18 protein-coding genes are annotated in these 22,825 nt (G+C 42.4%); all 18 read left to right on the plus strand.

The window, feature by feature from the left end:
• Positions 1-8: 8 nt before the first annotated feature.
• The 18 genes from rfbB (at position 9) to D7Y06_RS03165 (ending at position 22,779) form a co-directional block, all read left to right on the plus strand.
• A complete protein-coding gene (gene rfbB / locus D7Y06_RS03080) occupies positions 9-1,091 on the plus strand; it encodes a dTDP-glucose 4,6-dehydratase (RefSeq protein ID WP_120406373.1) in 1,083 nt (360 codons plus the stop codon).
• 69 nt (positions 1,092-1,160) lie between these two features.
• On the plus strand, positions 1,161-2,039 hold the full coding sequence (rfbA, locus tag D7Y06_RS03085; protein ID WP_120406374.1) for a glucose-1-phosphate thymidylyltransferase RfbA: 879 nt from the start codon (positions 1,161-1,163) through the stop codon (positions 2,037-2,039).
• A gap of 59 nt (positions 2,040-2,098) precedes the next feature.
• Positions 2,099-2,680, plus strand: a complete 582-nt coding sequence (gene rfbC / locus D7Y06_RS03090; RefSeq protein ID WP_120406375.1) for a dTDP-4-dehydrorhamnose 3,5-epimerase — start codon at positions 2,099-2,101, stop codon at positions 2,678-2,680.
• 41 nt (positions 2,681-2,721) lie between these two features.
• Positions 2,722-3,555: an ABC transporter permease gene (locus D7Y06_RS03095; protein WP_120406376.1), complete on the plus strand. Its 834-nt coding sequence runs from the start codon at positions 2,722-2,724 to the stop codon at positions 3,553-3,555.
• Positions 3,556-3,602: 47 nt separating this feature from the next.
• The gene (locus D7Y06_RS03100; protein ID WP_120406468.1) at positions 3,603-4,868 is read left to right on the plus strand and encodes an ABC transporter ATP-binding protein; all 1,266 of its coding nucleotides are present in this window, start codon (positions 3,603-3,605) and stop codon (positions 4,866-4,868) included.
• Positions 4,869-4,894: 26 nt separating this feature from the next.
• Positions 4,895-6,820 (plus strand): hypothetical protein, encoded by a 1,926-nt coding sequence (locus tag D7Y06_RS03105; RefSeq protein WP_120406377.1) that lies wholly within the window; start codon positions 4,895-4,897, stop codon positions 6,818-6,820.
• 8 nt (positions 6,821-6,828) lie between these two features.
• Positions 6,829-8,202 carry an exopolysaccharide biosynthesis polyprenyl glycosylphosphotransferase gene (locus D7Y06_RS03110; protein WP_120406378.1) on the plus strand — a complete coding sequence of 458 codons (1,374 nt, stop codon included), beginning with the start codon at positions 6,829-6,831 and terminating at the stop codon, positions 8,200-8,202.
• 52 nt (positions 8,203-8,254) lie between these two features.
• Positions 8,255-9,043 carry a glycosyltransferase family 2 protein gene (locus D7Y06_RS03115; RefSeq protein WP_120406379.1) on the plus strand — a complete coding sequence of 263 codons (789 nt, stop codon included), beginning with the start codon at positions 8,255-8,257 and terminating at the stop codon, positions 9,041-9,043.
• Positions 9,040-10,260 (plus strand): CDP-glycerol glycerophosphotransferase family protein, encoded by a 1,221-nt coding sequence (locus tag D7Y06_RS03120; RefSeq protein WP_120406380.1) that lies wholly within the window; start codon positions 9,040-9,042, stop codon positions 10,258-10,260. Before D7Y06_RS03115 ends, D7Y06_RS03120 begins: the two co-directional genes overlap by 4 nt.
• Positions 10,261-10,340: 80 nt before the next feature.
• Positions 10,341-11,702 carry a right-handed parallel beta-helix repeat-containing protein gene (locus tag D7Y06_RS03125; protein WP_120406381.1) on the plus strand — a complete coding sequence of 454 codons (1,362 nt, stop codon included), beginning with the start codon at positions 10,341-10,343 and terminating at the stop codon, positions 11,700-11,702.
• A gap of 18 nt (positions 11,703-11,720) precedes the next feature.
• Positions 11,721-12,503 carry an ABC transporter permease gene (locus D7Y06_RS03130; protein ID WP_120406382.1) on the plus strand — a complete coding sequence of 261 codons (783 nt, stop codon included), beginning with the start codon at positions 11,721-11,723 and terminating at the stop codon, positions 12,501-12,503.
• 10 nt (positions 12,504-12,513) lie between these two features.
• Positions 12,514-13,248, plus strand: coding sequence for an ABC transporter ATP-binding protein (locus D7Y06_RS03135; protein ID WP_120406383.1), 735 nt, complete (start codon positions 12,514-12,516; stop codon positions 13,246-13,248).
• A gap of 13 nt (positions 13,249-13,261) precedes the next feature.
• Entirely contained in the window at positions 13,262-14,257 is a 996-nt protein-coding gene (locus D7Y06_RS03140; RefSeq protein WP_120406384.1) for a Stealth CR1 domain-containing protein, read from the plus strand.
• A gap of 61 nt (positions 14,258-14,318) precedes the next feature.
• Positions 14,319-16,580, plus strand: coding sequence for a CDP-glycerol glycerophosphotransferase family protein (locus D7Y06_RS03145; protein WP_120406385.1), 2,262 nt, complete (start codon positions 14,319-14,321; stop codon positions 16,578-16,580).
• A gap of 17 nt (positions 16,581-16,597) precedes the next feature.
• A complete protein-coding gene (locus tag D7Y06_RS03150) occupies positions 16,598-17,794 on the plus strand; it encodes a nucleotide sugar dehydrogenase (protein ID WP_120406386.1) in 1,197 nt (398 codons plus the stop codon).
• A gap of 20 nt (positions 17,795-17,814) precedes the next feature.
• Positions 17,815-18,819: an acyltransferase family protein gene (locus D7Y06_RS03155; protein ID WP_120406387.1), complete on the plus strand. Its 1,005-nt coding sequence runs from the start codon at positions 17,815-17,817 to the stop codon at positions 18,817-18,819.
• A 14-nt stretch (positions 18,820-18,833) separates the two neighbouring features.
• A complete protein-coding gene (locus D7Y06_RS03160; protein WP_120406388.1) occupies positions 18,834-20,837 on the plus strand; it encodes an O-antigen ligase family protein in 2,004 nt (667 codons plus the stop codon).
• Positions 20,827-22,779 (plus strand): hypothetical protein, encoded by a 1,953-nt coding sequence (locus D7Y06_RS03165; protein WP_120406389.1) that lies wholly within the window; start codon positions 20,827-20,829, stop codon positions 22,777-22,779. The genes D7Y06_RS03160 and D7Y06_RS03165 overlap by 11 nt, the downstream gene beginning before the upstream one ends.
• The last annotated feature ends 46 nt before the right edge of the window (positions 22,780-22,825 follow it).

A 22,825-nucleotide genomic window follows, 5' to 3' on the forward strand; every position in this document is an offset into this window, starting at 1 on the left:
AATTTATTATGAGGACTTATCTGGTAACGGGAGGAGCAGGATTTATCGGGTCAAACTATATCCACTATATGTTCCGGAAATATGACAACGAAATCCGCATTATCAATGTGGACGCACTGACTTATGCGGGAAACTTGGAAAATTTAAAAGAGGTGGAATCCAGGGACAATTATACATTTGTAAAGGCTGACATTACGGACAAGGATGCCATTTCAAAGATTTTTAAAGAGAACGATATCGACAGGGTGGTGCATTTTGCGGCGGAGTCCCATGTGGACAGAAGCATTAAGACTCCGGAGGTCTTTGTCTCCACCAATGTATTGGGAACTGCAGTAATGTTAAACTGCGCCAAGGAAGCCTGGGAACTTCCGGATGGCTCATTTAAGGAGGGCAAGAAGTTTCTCCATGTGTCCACGGATGAGGTGTACGGTTCTTTAGAGGAGGACGGGGGATATTTTTATGAGACAACCCCATACAGTCCCCACAGCCCCTATTCCGCCAGCAAGGCGTCCTCAGATTTCCTTGTAAAGGCATATATTGACACCTATCACTTCCCGGCTAATATTACAAATTGTTCCAACAACTACGGGCCTTACCAGTTCCCGGAAAAACTCATTCCGCTGATTATCAACAACGCCCTCCACGGCAAAAAGCTTCCGGTGTACGGCGACGGCAAGAACGTGAGGGACTGGCTCTATGTGGACGACCATGCCAAGGGAATTGACATGGTGCAGGAGAAGGGCAGGCTGGGAGAGACTTACAATATCGGCGGCCACAACGAAAAGCAGAATATCGAGATTATTGAGATTATTTTAGATACCCTCTTAGAGATGCTCCCGGAGGATGACGAGAGAAGAAAGCATATCAGCAGGGATTTGATTACCTATGTGGAGGACAGGAAGGGCCACGACAGAAGGTATGCCATCGCCCCGGATAAAATCAAGGCGGAAATCGGCTGGGAGCCGGAAACCATGTTTAAGGACGGCATAAGGAAAACTATTGCATGGTTCTTTGAGCATGAGGACTGGATGGAAAACGTTACAAGCGGCGATTACCAGACATACTACGAGGATATGTATAAAAACAGATAAGATGCGCAGAAGGGAAGGTTTATAGGGAAGCCGTAAGCCTTCTTTCTTGTGTTTCAAAGGAGGATGCGGATGAAAGGCATTATTTTAGCAGGAGGGTCAGGAACCCGTCTTTACCCATTGACAAAGGCAATCAGCAAACAGATTATGCCTGTTTACGACAAGCCCATGATTTATTACCCCTTATCTACCCTGATGCTTGCAGGGATCAGGGAGGTTTTGATTATCTCCACCCCAAGGGATCTTCCGGTATTTAAGGAACTGTTAGGCTCCGGGGAGCAGCTTGGCATGGATTTTTCCTATGAAATCCAGGAGGAGCCCAGAGGGCTGGCGGACGCCTTTTTAATTGGGGAGAAATTTATCGGAAATGACGCTGTGGCCCTTGTCCTGGGGGATAATATTTTTTACGGACAGAGCTTCTCCAAGGTGTTAAAATCTGCGGCGGAGCGTACCACAAGCCTGCCGGGAGCCACTATTTTCGGCTACTATGTAAAAGATCCCAGGGAGTACGGGGTTGTGGAGTTTGACGAGACGGGAAAGGCATTGTCCATTGAGGAGAAACCCGAGAAGCCTAGGTCAAATTATGCAGTGCCGGGACTTTATTTTTATGACAACGACGTGGTGGAAATTGCCAAAAACGTAAAACCCTCCGCCAGGGGAGAAATTGAGATTACCAGCGTAAACAATGCGTATCTGCAGAGGGGAACCCTTTCCGTGGAGACTTTGGGTCGGGGATTTGCATGGCTGGATACGGGAAACCATGACATGCTTCTTGCAGCGGCGGATTTTGTCTCCGCATTCCAGAAACGCCAGGGGCTTTATATCTCCTGTATCGAGGAGATTGCATACAAGCGGGGCTTTATTGACAAAGATCAGCTTGTGAAACTGGCCCAGCCCCTTCTGAAAACAGACTACGGCCAGTATTTGATTGATGTGGCGGAAGGCTTATAATTCAGATAAAATCGTAACGGTTCGGCTTGTCTGAACTGCTTAAGTAGGAGGCAGAAGAAATGGGAAAGATAAAAGTAACGTCCGAGTGCAACGGCATTGCAGGTTTAAAAGTGGTGGAACCAAGCGTATTTGGAGACGCCCGGGGATATTTTATGGAGACATACAATTACAACGATTTTAAGGAGGCGGGGATTGACTGCCAGTTTGTCCAGGACAACCAGTCCGCCTCCAAAAAAGGTGTGTTAAGAGGGCTTCATTTTCAGATAAATTTCCCCCAGGACAAGCTGGTTCGGGTGGTAAACGGGGAAGTCTTTGACGTGGCGGTGGATTTGCGGGAAGGTTCCGAAACTTTTGGAAAATGGTTTGGGGTTGTCTTATCCGCAGAAAACAAAAAGCAGTTTTTTATTCCCAAGGGCTTTGCCCACGGCTTTGTGGTGTTAAGCGACTATGCGGAGTTCTGCTATAAAGTCACAGACTTTTACCATCCCAATGACGAGGGAGGGCTTTTGTGGAAAGATCCGGATATCGGGGTAGAATGGCCCATGCCGGAGGGAATGACAGAAGAAGACCTGATTATGTCGGACAAGGATAAAGTCTGGGGCGGCATAAAGGAATATGCGGCGTCTAAAGCAAAGGCATAGGATACATGTCTTTCAATTAAGAAGGTTTAAGAGGAATTTTTATGGCAGCAGACAAGAAAAAACATGGGCTGACCCTCTCCGGGGTGTATGAAAACCGGAAACTTATCGGAAGGCTCTCAGCCAACGATTTTAAAACCAGGTTTGCAGGTTCCTATCTTGGGATTATCTGGGCCTTTGTTCAGCCGGTAATTACCATATTTGTGTACTGGTTTGTCTTTGAAAAAGGGTTTAAGCCTGCCCCGGTGAGAGATGCAGCAGGGGCGGATGTGCCCTACGTGCTCTGGCTTGTGGGGGGGCTTGTGCCCTGGTTCTTTTTCAGCGAGGCTCTAAGCGGCGGCACCAGGGCCCTTTTGGACTATTCCTATCTGGTAAAAAAAGTGGTGTTCCAGATAGATATCCTTCCCATGGTGAAAGTAAACTCGGCGCTTTTTGTGCACGTGTTTTTCCTGGGATTTGCACTGGTATTGTTTGGGATATTGGGATATCTGCCGGATTTGTACAGCATTCAGCTATTATATTACTCCGTGAGCATGTATGTCTTTGTCCTGGCATTATGCTATTTGACCAGCGCCCTGGTGGTATTTTTCCGGGACTTAAACCAGATTATTAACATTGTGCTCCAGGTAGGGGTGTGGGCCACCCCCATTATGTGGAACATGGATACCATGGATATCAGCCCGGTGCTTAAATTTATATTAAAGTTAAACCCTCTTTATTACATAACTGAGGGTTACAGGGATTCTCTGCTGTACAAAAGGGCGTTCTGGGAGAAGTGGGAAATGACCCTTTACTTTTGGGCAGTGACGGCAGCATTTATGCTTTTGGGCAATTATGTCTTTAAGAAACTTCGGATGCATTTTGCGGATGTATTATAGATTTGCCGGCAAAGGCTTACAGGCAGATACAGAGAAAGGTTTTTTCTATGAGCGATATTGCAATTAAGGTGGATGAGGTAAGCAAAGTTTACCATCTCTACAACAGACAGCGGGACAGGTTAAAAGACGCTTTAAATTTGACAAAAAAGAAGTGTTACCGGGAGCATTTTGCCCTGGAAAAGCTGAATTTTGAGATAAAAAAAGGGGAGACAGTGGGAATTATCGGCACCAACGGCTCCGGCAAGTCCACCATCTTAAAAATTATCACCGGGGTGTTAAACCCCACCAAAGGGGAGGTGACGGTGGATGGCAGGATATCCGCCCTCTTAGAGCTTGGGGCGGGATTTAACATGGAGTATACGGGAATTGAAAATGTATACTTAAACGGCACCATGATTGGTTTTACCAAAGAGGAAATTGATGAGCGCCTTTCGGATATTCTTGACTTTGCAGATATCGGGGATTTTGTCAACCAGCCGGTAAAGACCTATTCCTCCGGCATGTTTGTCCGTCTTGCCTTTGCGGTGGCCATCAATATTGACCCGGAGATTCTCATTGTGGACGAAGCCCTCTCTGTGGGGGATGTGTTTTTCCAGTCCAAGTGTTACCATAAATTTGAAGAATTTAAAAAGATGGGGAAAACCATACTGTTTGTAAGCCATGATTTGGGGAGCATTACAAAATACTGTGACCGGGCAATTCTCCTGAATAAAGGACATAAGCTTTTTGAGGGGACGCCAAAAGAAGCGGTGGATATGTACAAGCGGGTGTTGGTGAACCAGCTTGATGATGACGACGAGGAGAATGGCAAGACAGCCTGGAACCAGGCGGGAGGGGAGGAACTTTGGCGGAAGTCCCTGCCCATAAATCCGGAGGTTTTAGAGTACGGCAGCAAGAAAGCGGAGATTGTGGACTTTGTGTTTTTGGATAACAAGGGGAAAATGACAAATGTGATTGAAAAGGGCACGGAGATGACTGTAAAAATGAAGGTTCGGTTTAACGAAGATATACCGGAGCCAATATTTGCCTTTTCCTTTAAAAATTTAATGGGTATTGAACTTTGCGGCACAAACACTCTCTTTGAGAAAATCGAGATAAGCCCCAAAAAGGCGGGGGATGTGCAGGTTATCTCTTTTAAACAGAACATGGATTTGCAGGGAGGGGAATATCTTCTGTCCCTGGGATGTACCGGATATCCCCAAGGGGAGTTTACGGTGTACCACAGGCTCTATGATGTGTGCAACTTAACGGTGGTGTCTACGAAAAATACCGTGGGGTATTATGATATGAATACTAGTATTACAGTAGAGTGACTTTTGCAGGACAAGGAGGATTCCTTATGGACGACATATTTAACACTTCATACTTAAGGAGCAATATCGTATCATGGCTTCCGTTGAAAAAGGGAGAGGATGTGCTTTATATTAGGAACGGCGTTTCACCCATTGAACATAAGTTACATGAAAAGCCAATAAACCTCACAGTGATACCACCCGAGATGTGCAAGAAAATTAAAGATAAATTTGATTATGTGATTTGCATTGGGAACTTTGTGGAGACAACAGAAATATTATGTAAGGACTCTACAAAGGGGCGGCTTTCCCAGGCATCTTTTGGGATTGCTTTTTTTATGGAAATGCTAAAAGAAAACGGAAAGCTGATTCTGGCACTGGAAAACAAGCTGGGTTTAAAATACTGGTGCGGGGCAAAGGAGGAGAAGAGCCGAAACTATTTTGCCGGGTTAGAGCAGGATCCTGATATTTCCGGTTTCAGCAGAAAAGAATTGTGTGAGATTTTGCAAAAGACAGGATTGCAGGGAAGATTTTATTATCCATTCCCGGATTACCGTTTTGCCATAAGCGTGTATTCGGATGATTACCTTCCAAAAACAGGGGAGCTGAGGGATCAGGTGGGGAATTTTGACGAGGAACGCCTCACCATGTTTGACGAGGGTATGGCAATGGATACCTTGATAGAGGAAGGGCTTTTTCCCACATTTTCCAATTCCTATTTGCTGGTTATCGGGAGAGATGATGTTTCTCTTGAAAATAAAAAGCAGGAAAATATTTTGTATATAAAATTTTCCAATGACAGACATGAACAATATAATATTTTAACCGGTATCACGGAGGACCGGGAGGGCAGGCGGCATATTCATAAACTTCCTGATTCCGGACGTTCCATGATTCATATTACCCACATTGAGAGGGCCTGTCTGGAATTAGTGAATGCTTACAAAGAAAGCAGGTTTTTGGTAAACCGCTACCGGGTCAGGGAAGGCGGGATGGAATTGGAATATCTCACAGGCCGCACCCTGGAGGAAGAGGCGGACAGGCTTTTAGAGGCGGGGGAAGAAGAGTGCGTTCTCAAGCTGATTCTGGATGTGGCAGAGGAGCTTAAGAAGTTTAAGCCTTCGGGAAGGTTTGACATGAGCCAGGATTTTATCCGGGTGTTTGGCAAAGTAAATCTTCCCTCGGGGCTTATGGCACCATCCTACAGCAGTATAGATTGTATTCTGCCCAACATTATTTTGGGGGAGGACGAAAGCTGGACCCTGATTGACTATGAGTGGTCTTTTGAGTTTTCCATTCCCATTAATTTTACGATATACCGCATGATTCACTATTATGTGGAAACCAGCCCTCAAAGGCAGGTATTAAGAAAATATGACATATATCAGAGGGCTGGGATTTCCCAGGAGGAAATGGAGGTTTACCCCCTGATGGAGGAGGCTTTTCAAAATTATATCCTCAGCGGCCATGTCCCATTGCGCAAGGATTATGATTTCTGTGGAAAACCGGTATATCACGTAAGGCGTGTGTTAAATGAAATCCAGGAGACTGAGCGGAAGCAGGCCCTTACCTTTTACTTTGACAATGGAAACGGTTTTTCGGAGCAGAGTACAAAATCCTACCGTTGTGAGGCATTGGATGGAGTTTACGATTTGATGATTCGTATTCCATACAGTACAAGAAGGCTTAGGATTGACCCGGGAAACGAGGCGGTCACTGTGGAGATCAAGAAGTTACACTGGTATGGAAATCCAAAGGGAGTTATAAAATTTCTGAGTAATGGACATAAATTAAAAGAGAATTTATATTTATTTGACACAAGAGATCCCAATATCTTGTTGGAATCCATTCCGGAAGACGAGGAGGTTCTTGTGCTGGAACTTAAAATAGAGACAATGAGTTTAGAAGCGGCGGAGTGGCTTGCAGAGAAAATTGACAGGAAATACAGGTTGAAAAAACGGCTGCGGAAATAGAGGTTGTCATGAAAATATCATCATCCTTAAAGACCAAGCGGATGATTATGTTCTGGTCAAAGCTTTTGATTGTGATTATCCAGACCGGAATGTACGGATGGCTTTGGTACAATCATTATAAAGATATGATGCCGGTGGCGTACTGGCACAGGGGAAACTGGGCTGTGATCGGCTTATATGCCGTATTTATCATGGCGTTTTCCAGGGCATTCGGCGCCCTTAAGGTGGGGTATTTAAAAACCTGGGACATTATGTACTCCCAGATTTTAACCATACTCTGCGTCAACGGCGTGACCTATTTTCAACTGTCCCTGATTAACGGCGACTGGAGTCTGTTAGAAAACAGCAGGCCCATGTGGCTCTTATCACTGGCGGATTTTACCATTGTTCTTCTCTGGGCAATTTTCATGCGGTGGATTTACACCATCATTTATCCCCCCCATGAGATGCTTTTAATTTACGGGGATATCAGCCCGGACTGGATTATCCACAAACTGGAGTCCAGAAAAGATAAGTACCATGTAAAAGACAAGGTGGCCTTAAGCGCCGGGGTGGATTCGATCCTGGAAAAAATGCTCCACTATGACGCAGTCCTTGTGGGGGATATTCCGGCGGAGGACAGAAACAAGTTTATTAAATACTGCTTTGAGAAGGATATCCGGTGTTACAGCATTCCAAAGATATCGGATATTATGATTATTAACGCCGACAATATTGACTTGTTTGATACGCCCCTTTTGCTGTTTCGCAATAATGGCCTGACCTACCGTCAAATGTTTTTAAAGCGGTGCATGGATATTGGGATTTCCCTGGTGGGAATCGTCCTGGCCTCCCCGGTGATGATAGCCATCGCCCTGGCCATTAAGATTTATGACAAAGGCCCTGTGTTTTATAAGCAGAAACGCCTTACCTTAGGGGGCAGGGAATTTGATATTTTAAAATTCCGGAGCATGATTGTGGATTCCGAAAGACATGGGGCAAGGCTGGCAAAAGCCCATGACGACAGAATTACCCCTGTGGGGAAAATTATCCGCAGAACACATTTTGACGAGCTGCCCCAGCTTTTTAACATCCTTTTAGGGGATATGTCCTTTGTGGGGCCAAGGCCGGAGCGGAAAGAGATAACGGAGGAATATGCAAAGGAGATACCGGAGTTTCCCTTCCGCCTTAAGGCAAAAGCAGGCCTCACCGGGTATGCCCAGGTCTATGGACAGTATAATACAGTGCCCTACGACAAATTAAAACTGGATTTGACTTATATTACAAAGTATACGATTTGGCTGGACATCAAACTGATTTTTCTTACTGTAAAAATTTTGTTCCAAAAAGAAAAGTCCGAGGGTGTGGAGGACGGCCAAAAGACGGCGTTGAAAGGCTCCTGACAGAAGCTTCCTATTATGATATGGCCCAAACCCTGGAAGGAGGGAACGTTTTATGATATCGGTAATTATTCCGGCTTATAACTGTGAAAAATATATCAGACAGGCGGTGGAATCCGCCTTAAAACAGGTTGTGGAAACGGATGTGGAAATCCTGGTTATCGATGACTGTTCCACAGACGGGACAAAACATGCAGTACAGGAATTAATCCGGAAAAACGAAGAGAGAAAGAAAAATCCCTCCGAAAAAAACAGGCATAATCATGCCAGGGAAATCCTGTATCTGTGTAATAAAAAGAACCTTGGGGTGGCGGAGACCAGAAATAAAGGAATCCGCAAAGCCAGGGGAAATTATCTCGCCTTTTTGGATGGAGACGATTGGTGGGACAGGGAGAAGTTACAAAAACAGCTTGAACTGATACAAAAAGAGGATGCCGTGCTGGTTTACTCCGGGCGGGAATTGATGCAGCCCCTGGGGGGCTCTACGGGGAAAGTAATTCATGTGCCGGGGACGGCAACCTATAAGTCCCTGCTTCGCACCAACTGTATTCCCTGTTCTTCTGTTTTAATGAAGACCAAGGCGGCCAGGGAGTTTTATATGTGCCATGACGAACTCCACGAGGATTATATTTTATGGCTTAAGGTACTTCAAAAATACGGGACGGCTTACGGCATTGACGAGCCTTTGCTCAAGTCCAGGCTCTCACAGGGAGGCAAGTCCAGAAACAAATTAAAGTCTGCAAAAATGCATTACGGGGTTTATAAGTATATGGGGATTCCCTGGTGGAAGGCGGTGTGGCTCTTTTTGTGCTATGCATTGAATGGGGTGAGGAAGTACCGATGAAACAGAAATTCTGGAACAAATTAAGGGAAGTATCCATTGGGGATTTCGGCCATATTATACTTTTTCTGCTGGCCTTGTTTCCGGCTTATTTATATAGAAGGAAGCGGAAGCATCTCTGGCTGATTTGTGAAAACAGGGAGGAAGCCAGGGACAATGGATATTGGCTGTTTCGCTATATAAAGGAACATGAGCCTCAGGTGGATGCGGTGTATGCCATTGCACCGGATTCCCCGGATTACAGGAAAGTGGCGGAATTGGGAGAGACAGTTGCCTACGGCACATGGAAACACTGGTTATACTATCTGGCGGCGGAGGTGAATATCAGTTCCCAAAAAGGGGGAAAACCCAATGCGGCGGTGTGCTACTTTCTTGAGGTATATGGAATACGAAAGAATCTTAGAGTATTTCTCCAGCATGGGATTATAAAAGATGACCTTCCTTTTGTACACTATGAAAACTCTAAAATTTCCCTTTTTGTTACCAGTACGAGGCGGGAGTATGAGTATGTGAGGGACAATTTTAATTACCCGCCGGGGGCAGTACAGCTTCTTGGCCTTTGCAGGCTGGACAATCTGCACCAAGCAGTGACAAAGGAAAAACAGATTTTAGCCATGCCCACCTGGCGCAGCTGGATTTCCCCGCCCTCCAACGGGAAAGGGGAATTTGAGAGCGTAAATGAAATAAAAAATAGTGAATACTATAAGGGGTGGCAGGATTTTTTAAGGGATAAAAGACTCTTGGATTTTTTGGAAGAGCAGGACAAATTTCTGATTTTTTACCAGCACAGGGAGATGCGCAAGTTTCCCGGGCTCTTTGAGAGCCATTCCCCCAGAATCATCATAGCGGATGACAGCAGTTATGATGTTCAGGAACTGCTGATGGAAAGTGCATATCTGGTTACGGACTACTCCAGCATTGCTATGGATTTTGCCTATATGGGAAAACCTCTGTGCTATTATCAGTTTGACTATAAGAAATTCAGGGAAAAGCATTATGCAGAAGGATATTTCAGCTATGAAGCCGATGGGTTCGGCCCTGTGTGCTATACAGAGGAAGAATTGGTAAAGTCTCTCTTTGCATGTGTGGGGAAAGATTTTTATGAAGAGGAAAAGTATAAAAAGCGGCGGAAAGAGTTTTTTACATTAAGGGATACGGACAACTGTAAAAGAAATTTTCAGGCGGTGAGAGAGCTGGTAAAGAATTCCAGGGAAGGATAAGGGCTTTGGCATAAAGGAAATTGACGGATACACAAAAAGTGTGATAAGATGAAGCTGAATATAAGAAGGAGGATACACACATGAGAAAAAGAATTAAACTGTTTTTGGTGTTGTGTTTTATGCTGGCGGGCATTGTTCTGCCAGGGAGAGACGTAAGGGCTTCGGAAGTGCAGGCTCCGGAGGAGTACAGTGACTATACAAAGGTGGATGTCACAAAGTATGGGGCGGACCGTAAAGGGGGCAAAAACGCCCAGAATGCATTTAAAAACGCAGTTGCGGCAGTAGAGGCAATGCAGGAAGAGGGGAAAAAGGCATTGGTATATCTCCCCTCCGGCACGTACCGTTTAGACAATTATGTTGCAGTGAGAGGCAGCGAGATTATTTTTTTGGCAGAGAGCGATGTGGTTGTAAATGCAAAAAGCGCCATTAACGTCCAGGTGGGGGGAACTGCCATTGTAAAAGGGGGAACCTGGGTTTACTCGGGAAGCAAATCCGATAAGAAAAACCTCTTTTTTGCAAACAAAGACACTAGAATTGAGCTGAGCGACCTGAAAATTAAAAAAGCCTACAAGGCAGTGCACCTTACAGAGGCTGCAGGAAGCCTGAAAAATTTAAAAGTGGAAAACTCCCATTACATTGCCGTGGCTGCCACAAAAAATTCAAATGTGACAATCAGTAACTGTAAGTTTAATAAAAATGATATGGCAGTTATGATTTCTGCTTCCAAGGCTGTCTGTGACAATATCACAGTGACAAATTCAAAAAATATGGGTATGGAGTCTATAGAAAAATCAAAGGTAACGGTGAAAAATTCTACATTTACCACAAACGGCTCCGGATATAAACCTGGAAAAAACACATATAAGGGCCATGGTATGGGCGTATATACCAAATCAAAAGTGACAGTAGAAAATTGTACTTTCAGCAATAATGTCCAGTGTGGGATTTCACTTCAGGGCGGAGATGTAGTTGTAAATAACAGCCAGATTGTGAAAAACGGAAGACAGGGCATCGGCACCAGAGAGAAATGCAACGTGACGGCAACGAACACAACCATCAAAGGAAACGGAAGGGACACAAGAGAAATTTCCCACGGAAACCATGGGGTTATTATTGTAAACGGCTCCAAGGGTACATTTACGAAATGTAAAATCTCCGACAATAAGTTCGCCGGTATCTGGGTGGACGGCGGCGGCTCCTCTGTCACGGTAAAACAGTGTGAATTCAAGGGAAATAAGGAGTACCCCATTCAGCTTACCTGCAAAAAGGGAAAGGTGACCCTGGTGTCAAACAACTGCACATACAAAAACAGCAAGCACGGGGTATGGTTTGTTTTACAGGGTTCGGCGAAATATAAACTGACAAAAAAGGGAACAAATAAATTTAGCAATACTCCTGATAAGTTTATGCTGAACAAAGGTGGGAAAGTTAAAAAATTATAAGACGTTAGAGGAAAGTAAATGAGACGATTTGTAGAAGACATCAAAAAGTATAAAAATTATATTGTATATTCATCAAAATCTCAGTTAAAATCAGAGATAGCCAACTCCCATCTGAGCTGGCTGTGGTGGATTTTAGACCCGCTGTTGTTTATGCTGGTATACTCATTTATTGCACTTGTTGTTTTTGGAAAAGGTGAGAAATACTTTCCTATATTTGTCTTTATTGGATTAAACTGCTGGCAGTTTTTTGAGAAATCTGTGAAGCAGAGCGTAAAATTAGTCAATGCGAATAAGCAGATTGTATCAAAAGTGTATATTCCCAAATATATACTGATTCTTATTAAAATGGGATTTAACGGTTTTAAGATGGTGGTATCCTTCAGCCTTGTGGTTCTTTTGATGATTGTCTGGAGGGTGCCGGTATCCCTCAATATTTTGTATATCATACCTGTATTTGCGGTGTTGATTGTTGTCACCTTTGGTTTTAGTACTTTTATGCTGCATTTTGGCGTCTTTGTGGAAGATTTGTCAAATGTTATTACAGTTGTGCTAAAGCTGGTGTTTTATATGACAGGAATCTTTTATTCCATTACTTCCAGGGTGCCGGAACCATATTCTTCGCTTCTGCTGAAATTTAATCCGGTTGCATTGGTTGTGGAAGATTTGCGGAGATGTATGATTTATGATTCCGTACCTCACAGGGCGGCGCTCCTTGCATGGTTTTTGATAGGAAGCGTACTTTCTGTCCTGGGGATAAAAATTATTTACAAGTATGAAAACAGCTATGTCAAAGTAATGTAAAGGTGAAAACATGAGTGAAGAGAATTATGCAATTGAAGTGGACAATTTAAAAGTGCGTTATAAGTGCCTGAATAAAATTTCTATAAAAAAGAGCCTGATGTCTTTAAAAAAGTCCAATGTGGAAGTCTTTGAAGCTGTCCGGGGGGTATCTTTTAAGATACCCCAGGGACAGATTATGGGTGTTGTGGGGAAGAACGGAAGCGGAAAATCCACCATGCTTAAAGCTATTGCGGGGATTTTTGCCGCGGACGAGGGGACGATTAACCTGCATAACCATTCCGTATCCCTGCTGTCTATCGGAGTGGGATTTGACAAGCGCCTGACAGGAAGGGAAAATATATTTCTTTCCGGGCTGCTCCTGGGATTTACGGAAGAAAAAATCAAGGAAAAATTAAATGAGATTATAGAGTTTTCAGAATTAGGGGAGTTTATTGACAGGCCAGTTAAGACATATTCCAGCGGTATGTACTCTAAATTGGCTTTTTCCATTACCGCAATTCTGGAGACGGAAATTATGCTGTTGGACGAAGTACTCAGTGTGGGAGATGCGAAATTTAAGAAAAAGAGCTATAAAAAAATGAAATCTCTCATTGAAAACAGCGACAGGACAGTTATCATTGTGTCACACAGTTCAGAAACCTTAAAGAAACTTTGTGATACGATTTTATGGCTTCACGAGGGGAAAGTTAAGATGATAGGCCCCATAGATGAAGTGCTGCCTGTGTATGATGAGTTTATGTCATAAGGATGGAAGAACAATGGATGGACAACCAGTAGATTTTGTGATAGCGTGGGTAGACGGAAACGATAAGGAATGGCAAAAGCAGAGACAGAAATATAAAAGCGGCTTTATGGAAGATAACTCAGAGGTGAGATTTCGGGATTGGGATAATCTGCAGTACTGGTTCCGGGGCGTGGAAGAATATGCCCCCTGGGTGAATCATATCTATTTTATTACCTGGGGACATGTGCCTCAGTGGTTAAATTTAGACAACCCCAAGTTGAAAATTGTAAACCATAAGGATTATATTCCGGAAAAGTACCTGCCCACATTTAACTCCCATACCATTGAACTGAATATGCACAGGATTCAGGGACTGAGCCGGCAATTTGTGTATTTTAATGACGATATGTTTTTGACTGCGCCGGTGACAAAAGAAATGTTTTTTAAAAATGACCTGCCCAGGGATACCTTTGCCTTAAACGTTATCTGTTATGGGAAGGATACGGCAGGGCTGTTTAACACCAATGATATGATGGTGGTGAACACATATTTTGATAAGGTAATACAACAGAAAAAATATTGGAAAAAATGGTTTCATCCAAAGAACGGGATGAAAAATGTTTTGAGAACTGCGCTGCTGATGCCATGGAGATGGTTTGGCGGTTTTTATTACGGCCACCTTCCGGAATGTTATCTGAAAGATACGTTGGAGGAAGTGTGGGAAAAAGAAGAAGCGGCACTGGATTTTACATGCCAGTCCAGATTCAGGGAAAATACAAATGTCAATCAGTGGGTTTTTAAATATTGGCAGTTGGCAAAGGGGACATTTGAACCAATCTCCTGGAAAAGGGGAAAGTGTTTTCATATACATGAAGATGTAACGCCGGCAATAGAAGCTATCCGAGGACAAAATTACAAAATGGTATGCCTAAACGATACAGGCGCCACCACGGAATGGGAGAAAAAGCGGGAAGAAATCAAAGCTGCATTTCAGGAGATTCTTCCCCGGAAAAGTTCTTTTGAAAAATAGAAGCCGGCGGGAAATAGCGGGGATTTTATTAAGGGAAAGGAAGATATAAAGTATAGCGCATATGAAGAAAAAATATATTTGGCTTTTTGCAGAAAACCATGGGGATACTGCAGATAACAACTCTTTTTATTTTTGGCAGCATGTGGTAAATATCAAAGATGATATTGATAAATATTTTCTGCTCACCAGAAATAAAAAAAATAAAGAATTTTACAAAACCCTCTCCTCCAGGGAAAAGAAATATATTTTGTGGAAAAATTCCATAAAACATTACAGAATATATTTTTCCACAGATATTTACATTGTCACTTTGGGGGGGAAGGATGTGGTTCCTGACAAATTGGGGATTTTGAGTGTAAAGTTTTCTCCCCAGAAGCCTTTGATTCGTCTGGGACATGGAAATCTGGCCATAAAAAAAGTGGGGTATGAGGGGGTATCTTACACCAATAATCTCATCCGTACTCTCTATTTTAATCCTATCATAAAAGAAACCTTTATGGAGCAGAATAATTTTAAGGACTATCAGTTATACTACAGCGATTACCTTCCCAGGTATAAAGAACTGTTTCGCAGGGAAAGCAAAAGGGTGAAAGACGATACAAAGAGGATCGTGTGGTTTTTAACCTGGAGAGAGTATTTTGGGGAGAATATTGAAACCATACTTTTTATGCATCAGATGCGGTATATATTTAAAGACCAGCGTCTGCATGACTATATGGGGGCAAATAAGGTTCAGTTTACCATCTGTCTGCACCAGTTTTTTGATACCCAGAAAATGGAGCCCTTAAAGCCGGAATTTGAAAAGCTGGGGATTATTGTAAAGTATGCCACAGAGATTGATGTGATGGATGAAGTAGTGAATAATGATGTGCTTATCACGGATTATTCCTCCATAGGATTTGATTTTACGATTCTGGATAAACCGGTGATTATGTATCAGCCGGACCTTGAGGAATATTTATCTCTGCGGGAGTTATACTGCAGCATTGAGGAGTTGAAAGAATACAGCCTGCAGGAGCCGGAGCAGTTGGTGGACTGCCTGGTAAATGAAACCTATCAGGTGAATCCTTTCTTTAAAAAGCGTTCCGCGCCCTCTGTGAATCCGGAGTATGTAATGGCGGGAAAACATATTGACAAAATGTACGAGAGTTTTGCCAATATGCAGCGTCACAAAGTGACATTTTTAGGATATAATTTCTTTGGGGCTGGGGGGACTGTCTTTGCCACAAGGGCGTTGGCGGAAGCTTTGATGGAGCAGGGATACCTTGTGGAGCTGCGCTCTTTAAAGAGAAACGGGTTTGCCATGGGGCTGCCCTACGGCTTAAATGCGTCCTATGAGTATGACTCACCTTCCAAGAGAAAATCAGATGTGATAAAGCGGAATTTATTCCGGTTTGACCGATTTTTTCATTATTTGAATTATGATAAAAACAAGAAAAACCTTGTTCCTTTTGCAGAGATTTCCCTGCGCAGAAGATTGAAAAAAATTCACAGCGAGACAGTAATCTCCACAAGGGAGTCTTTGCATTTCTTTTTAAAGGACGCTTCATCCCCCTTTATTAAGAATAAGATTTACTTTTACCACTGTCCGGCAGAGATTTTTGATATGAATTTTCCAGGGGCTATGGAGCAGTTGAAAAAAATAAAAATAGGGAAAGCTGTTTTTGTCACGGAAAACAACAGGGAACTTTTTATCGAAAAGTATGGGCTTGAAAATTATGACCAGTATATTGTACTGGGAAATGCCCTGGAATCCTACCGCTGCAAGTCCAGGTCTGAGATTCATACAGTGGAAAAGAAAGATGTGTACCGGGGAATTTATCTGGTGAGAATCGACCAGACAAGAAAAGAAGATCTGGATAATCTGCTGGATTTCGGAAGGTATCTGAAAGAACGGAAGATTTCTGATATTAAAATAGATGTGTATGGCACTGGGGGATATATGAACCAGTTTTTGGATATCCTTTATGATGAGGAACTGATGGATTATATTGTGGTAAAAGGCGTTACAGATGATGTGAAGACAGAGATGGAGCGGCATGACGCCGTGGTTGATTTTTCAAAAAACCATTCCTTTGGGATGCCCTATATTGAAGGAATCCTCAATGGAAAAATGGTGTACTGTATGAAAAATACAGGTTCTGCAGAAGTTTTAAGTGAATTCCCGGAATGTTATATTCAGTCATATGATGATTTGGTGGAGAAAATGAGGCGTCTGCCGGAAATTCCATTGGAACAGCTTCAGAAATATTATGATGTCATCAGTGAAAAGTATTCCAGGGAAACCGTAGGAAAGAAGTTTATAGATTATCTGAATCGTTAATCGGAAAAGAGGAGAATATGAACAAAAAAGTTACCATCGCAGTTGCAGGGGTCGGATATGTGGGATTGTCAAACGCCATTCTTTTATCCCAGCACAATAAGGTATATGCCCTTGACGTTGTGCAGGAAAAGGTGGATATGATTAATGAAAAAAAATCTCCTATTATAGATAAGGAAATCCAGGAGTATTTAAAGGAAAAAGAATTAGACCTCACAGCCACAACAGATGCCCAGCTTGCATACAAAAATGCAGATTTTGTTATTATTGCAACGCCAACCAACTACAATCCTCAGAAAAACTTTTTTGATACATCCTCCGTGGAAGCCGTTGTTGACCTTGTGATGAAAATAAATCCCCAGGCAACTATGGTAATTAAGTCTACCGTTCCGGTAGGCTACACAAAAATGCTTTCAGAGACAAAAAATTGCAAAAAACTGATTTTTTCCCCTGAATTTTTACGGGAGGGGAAAGCGCTCTATGACAATTTGTATCCCTCACGAATTATTGTGGGTGCATCCAAGGACAATGGAGAGCTTTGCAAAAAGGCTGAGGAGTTTGCAGGTTTGCTAAGAGATGGGGCAGTAAAAAAAGAAATTTCCACTTTGTTTACAGATACCACAGAGGCAGAGGCGGTGAAATTGTTTGCAAACACCTACCTGGCTTTAAGGATCTCCTATTTTAACGAGCTGGACACCTATGCGGAACTGAAAGGCTTAGATACAAAGCAGATTATAGAAGGTGTCTGCATGGACCCAAGAATCGGCGATTATTATAACAACCCTTCCTTTGGGTACGGGGGCTATTGTCTACCCAAGGACACCAAGCAATTACTGGCAAATTATGAGAATGTGCCCAATAATTTAATTGGGGCAATTGTGGATGCAAACAGTACCAGAAAAGATTTTATTGCCAATCAGATTATAGAAAAAAATCCGAAAGTGGTGGGCATTTATCGTCTGACCATGAAGGCAAATTCCGATAATTTCCGTCAGAGCAGTATCCAGGGGGTTATGAAGCGTATTAAGGCCAAGGGAATTGAAGTGGTGGTGTATGAACCCACCATGAAGGAAGACACATTTTTTAACAGCCGGGTAATCCGGGATTTAAATGAATTTAAGAGAATATCGGATGTCATCCTGGTAAACAGATATTCCGATGAAATGCAGGATGTTATAGAGAAAGTATATACCAGGGATTTATATTACAGAGATTGATAAAGGACGACAGGGCTGCCATGAAACGGATAGATCACATTGATATTTTAAGAGGAATCGGTATTTTATATATGTTAATCGGCCATATCGGTTTTGGGCCGGAGATGGATATTTATCTCCATGCTTTTCATATGCCCCTGTTCTTTTTTCTTTCCGGGTATCTCTTTTCTTTTCCGGATGATTTGAATATTTATGTGCAGAAGAAGGTGAAAAGCCTGCTGGTGCCCTATTTTAGTTTTGCATTCCTGTATCTGGCGCTCTTTGTGGTGGTGGAAGAGAAGATTAATTTTAAAATTATGAGGAGCCAGTGTGAAGGAATTTTCTTTTTTCCCACAAACAGAGTACCGATTGCAGGCGCCCTCTGGTTTCTGATGGCCTTGTTTTTCAGCTGCATATTTTTTGCCATGCTTTACTGTATCAGTGCGAAATGGAAATATCATACGGAATTTATGCTTATGAGTACTTTGGGGATTATGTTTCTATCCATGTTTATCACATCGGTTGTAGGAGTTAAACTGCCATGGGCCCTTGCACCGGCAGCAGTGGGATTGGGACTGATGGGTACGGGATATTTTATGAGGAAATATGAGGAGAGCCGGATAATAAGTGCAGTTTTGCAGATGAAATGGTATCTCTGGCTTATCCTGTTTTTGGCAAGTATTTTTTTGGTTTTCTACAATGGTATGATTAATATGCGGAAAGGCGTTTATGGGAATCTGCCCTGTGCCTATGTGACAGCAATTTTATGCAGCCTTTTATACTGGAATCTGGCACAGAAAATAGAGAAATATAATTTTTCTGGGGTGCTGAAACTGATCGGGAAAAATTCCCTGGTTTTTGTCTGTGTAAACCAGATTGTGATTAAAATGATTAAATGGAAAATATTAAAATCATTCGTATATTATGAAAAATTCCCCATATCTCTGATTAGCCGTGTATGTGTGCTGGCTGTGACATGTCTTTTATGTTATGTATTTGTCCTGATATTTGAAAATACGAAGCTGAAAAAAATGATTGGGAAATAGCAGATGGGTATCCTATGACAGATGAGAAAAAAATATGTTCAAAAAAAATAAAATACTTCGTTTGGATTTTGAGCGGTATCCTGCTGGCCTGGGCTATTACAGCTATGATACTTAGTCCCAAGGGCAGTATTTTTTGCTTTTTTCATGAAGGGGAAGTGGAAGATTATGATGTGCTGCCAATAAATTCCCTGGCAGATACCATTGGAATGGAGATGGAAGAGGGGGTATTAAAGATTGGGGAGCCGGAAGCATGTAAAGGGCTTTTCCTTAGAAATGACAGCCTAAAGGCTCTGCCCTATCTCTATATCCAGTTGTCGAAATTAAATGGAGAAAGTTTGAATGGGACTTTGCTGGGATTTGACTCACAGGGAATCCAGGTTATGGAAAAGAGCATTGTCCTTGTGAATGGAAGTAATGAGATTTTACTTACCCATGAGAAACTGAGCCGGATTGAATTTCGGTTTACCGGGGAGGCGGGGAAAAAATTTTATGTAAACAGGTTGGATTTCAGGGAGTTGAAAAAAGAGTTTTCCTTTTATAAATATGCTTTGCTCTTTTTCTTTGTGTTTGGAATATATCTTGTTTTCACCTATGTGGTAAATAAAAAAATCCTTTGGCATCCGTCTTTCTTTCATCCTGTCCGTGAGATCATGGATTTCAATCAAACGGTATATCTTGGCGTGTACAAAAGGTTCGGTAAGGTTGGGAATCTTTTCAGTGAAAAAACAAAAAGCAGGCTGCGGATGCTATGTTTCTTTTCTGTGTTTCTGGTAAATATTTTGGTGACAAAATTCTCCAATTATCACAATTCCATGGTCTACCGTTTTGAAGTTTTACTGGTGTGCTTTTTCCTTCTGGCGGCAGCAGTTTTATATTTGGGGGATAATTGGAAGAAAGCGGAATACAAAAATCCTCTGGTATCTTCCTGGTGTGTACTGTGTCTTTTGATGATACTTTCTGATTTTATGGTACCCAAGAGAACCATGTACACAGGGTACTGGCTGCTGCTGTGCTGGGGATTTTTCTTTTGGGTGTGGAATCATATGGAAGAGCCGCAGCAGGTAATAAAGGAGTTTGGCAGAGCCTTTTATGTTTTTTTCTGGCTGTCGGTACTGTTCTGCCTGCTCTGCACAGAGAGGGCGCCCGAATTTTACAAGGGGATGGCCAACAATCCAAACACACTGGGGCAGTTTATGAGTGTTTCCATTGTGGTGATACTTAGCCGTCTTTTGTCAGAAAATATTTCTTACCCCAGAGTGTTTCTTATCTCTGCTGCTATGGATTTTGCAATATATTATACCATAATGTCCCAGTGCAGGTCGGCAATACTGGCAGATTTGTGTGTGTCTGTAATATTCTTTTTTTCTGTGATGCACTTGAAAAAGAAAAAAGAGGGGGGAGGGGAACTTAGGAAGAAAGTTATGGTCTGTATTTGTGCGGCTCTCCTGCTGTATATTCCCATAGCTGTGGGAAGTGAAAAAATTATGGACCATAATGCTGCAATTTCCTCCCATTTCCGGGAAACTGCGCCGGAGCAGGAACTCATTATCTCAAACCAAAGAGATATTGTGTACGGTGCCCAACTGCCTGGGGGAAAGATTTTTGAGCGGTTTCAAAACTCAATGAATTTAAACCAGTTTTCCAGCGGCAGGCTCTATATTTATCTCCAGTATGTAAAACATATGAATCTTCTGGGGCATAATGGAAATCTGGATATATACGGCATAGGTACGGGGGCTCACAATTCTATTTTGATGATTGGGTATAACTACGGCATTTTTGCCGTTATCCCATATATTATAATGATATTTTATGCTTTCGCATACAGCGTTAAGTATATGGTTTCTATGTACAAACGGCCGGAAAAATACGGATTTTTCCTGTGTGCCATGGTGGTGTGTACCATCATATGCGGAATGTTAGACCATATTGAACAGCCAATGCGCTATATGCCCTGGATTATGATTTATTTTGTAATTGGCTATTTTTTTAGATGGGATGAGGCAGATGGAAATTAGGACAAAAAATTTCTTAAAAAAATATTTGGCAGCTGCGGTGGGAGTGGTTTTTTCTATATGGATTTCCGGGGTGATTACCTGCGGAACTTTTGATATAAATCAATTGGTACCTCAGGGGGAAGTGCATGAGTACAGCAGGCGCAATCTTACTGGATCTTCCGCCACGTTTCTCTATGACAAACAGAAGAAATGTTTTGTATTAGACAGTGATGTGGCCAGAAAGCGTTTCGGGAAAATTAAAAGCAGCAGGGAGATGCATTATATATTTATGGAAATCTCCCACCTCCAGCAGGAATCTGTAGAAGCGGTGCTGGAATACCGGGATGAGAATGACGACTACCGGGGGTGTCAGTCCGTGGAGTTAAAAAACGGGGAAAACTGGGTTTGGGTGCTGGCGCCTGAATTTCGATATTTTACCCTGCAGGTTGAAGGTCACAAGGGGTTGGAAATTTCCTTTGATAAAATGCAGGTGAGGGAAGGGGAACCTGTATCTAAGAAAATCTTTGTCCTCATAGCTGCAATCTCTTTTCTTGGGTATTTTGTTCTTATAAACTGGACCACAAAATTTTATAAAAAGAAAACAGAAAAAACGTTTTGCAGGAATTCGTCATCCTACAGTGTTTTTCATGAGATATATCAGAACGTAAAGAAAAAATCAGAAACCACCCATAAAATGTATTCTTTTCACAGAAAAAAAGTAAGGGTATGTATATGTTGTATCCTTTTTCTATATATGTATCTTGTCAATGTTTTGGGCTGGTATTCTAAAACCGAATATTATAAATATCATATGCTGCTGGCCTGCATCTGCCTCTTTCTACTTGGAGTCTTTTCCATTCGGGAGACAGGGGGTGTGACAGAGAGGGAGCATGACATTAAATGGAGCAGGATATGGGTTTGTTTTTGTGTATTCTTGTGCATTTCTGATTTTTGGGCCAGTAAATTTTATAAATTTTCCGGTTGGATGTTTCTCATTTTCTTTGGATTTGCCTTTTACTGCTGGAAAAAAAATCAAGCAGGGGAAGAGATTCTTGGGGAGATATTTTCAGCTCTTAAGATTTTATTTTGGCCAGGGGTGCTCTTCTGCTTTTTCTGCAGACAGAAAAAAGGGGCGATTCTTTATAATGGCATTTACAGGGACAGTAAGGAATTTGCAGTTTATGCCCTGGTGATGTTTTTTATTTTTGTGTCTGATTATGTCTTTATTCTGGAAGGAAACAAACAGAAAAAATCTCAAATTCGGCTGTGTGAACTTGGGGCGGCAGTTTCTGCCTATTTTCTTCTGGCTTCCGGTTCTTTGGCCTGTATCTTAGCCGGGGGATGTTTTGGGTGTTACGTATTTTGGCGCAGGAGGAAATTGTGGCAAAGGAACACTGTGATTTTCCGGAGCCTGTGTTTCTGTGTGGTATTTACAGCACTTTTTCACCTGGGGTTAAGAAATTTGCCTCAGAGAATCGGAACAAATGTGACGTTTTACAGTGAGACCTTGGAAAGTTGGAAAAGTCAGGGAGAGTTAGATGAATTAAAACAAATAGACCCGGAAAACTATAAAAGTGTAAAACGGAAACAGGATTCAGAGTTAGGCGGTATCTGGCGTGCATATCTGCGAAATGCAGGGGCTTTGGGAAGTAAGAAAAAAACGCTGTATATTCATGGAGGAAATCGGAACCCCCAGAACCATGTGGTTTCCATTCTGTTTCGCTACGGAGTGTTTGCGGGGATTTTCTATACCGGATTATTAATTCTGGCGGCAGGGAGGGCTTTTGTAATTTTCCGGGGGAAAAAATGTTCTAAAACAGAACTGGCATATGTAGGATGCAGTTTAGCCTTTGTTTTCGTGGGAATGGCAACAGAATTGGAAAAGCCCTTTTTACTGCCTGTGTGGGTTATTTTTTATTTGGGGCTTGGGGCAGAGGGAGTGGTTTTGAGAGACCAGTTTTAATATTGTATTAATTCTTCCCTGCTATTCTTTTTAAAAAATAAGAGGA

The sequence above is a fragment of the Roseburia sp. 1XD42-69 genome (assembly GCF_003612565.1).
Taxonomy (GTDB): domain Bacteria; phylum Bacillota; class Clostridia; order Lachnospirales; family Lachnospiraceae; genus Roseburia_B.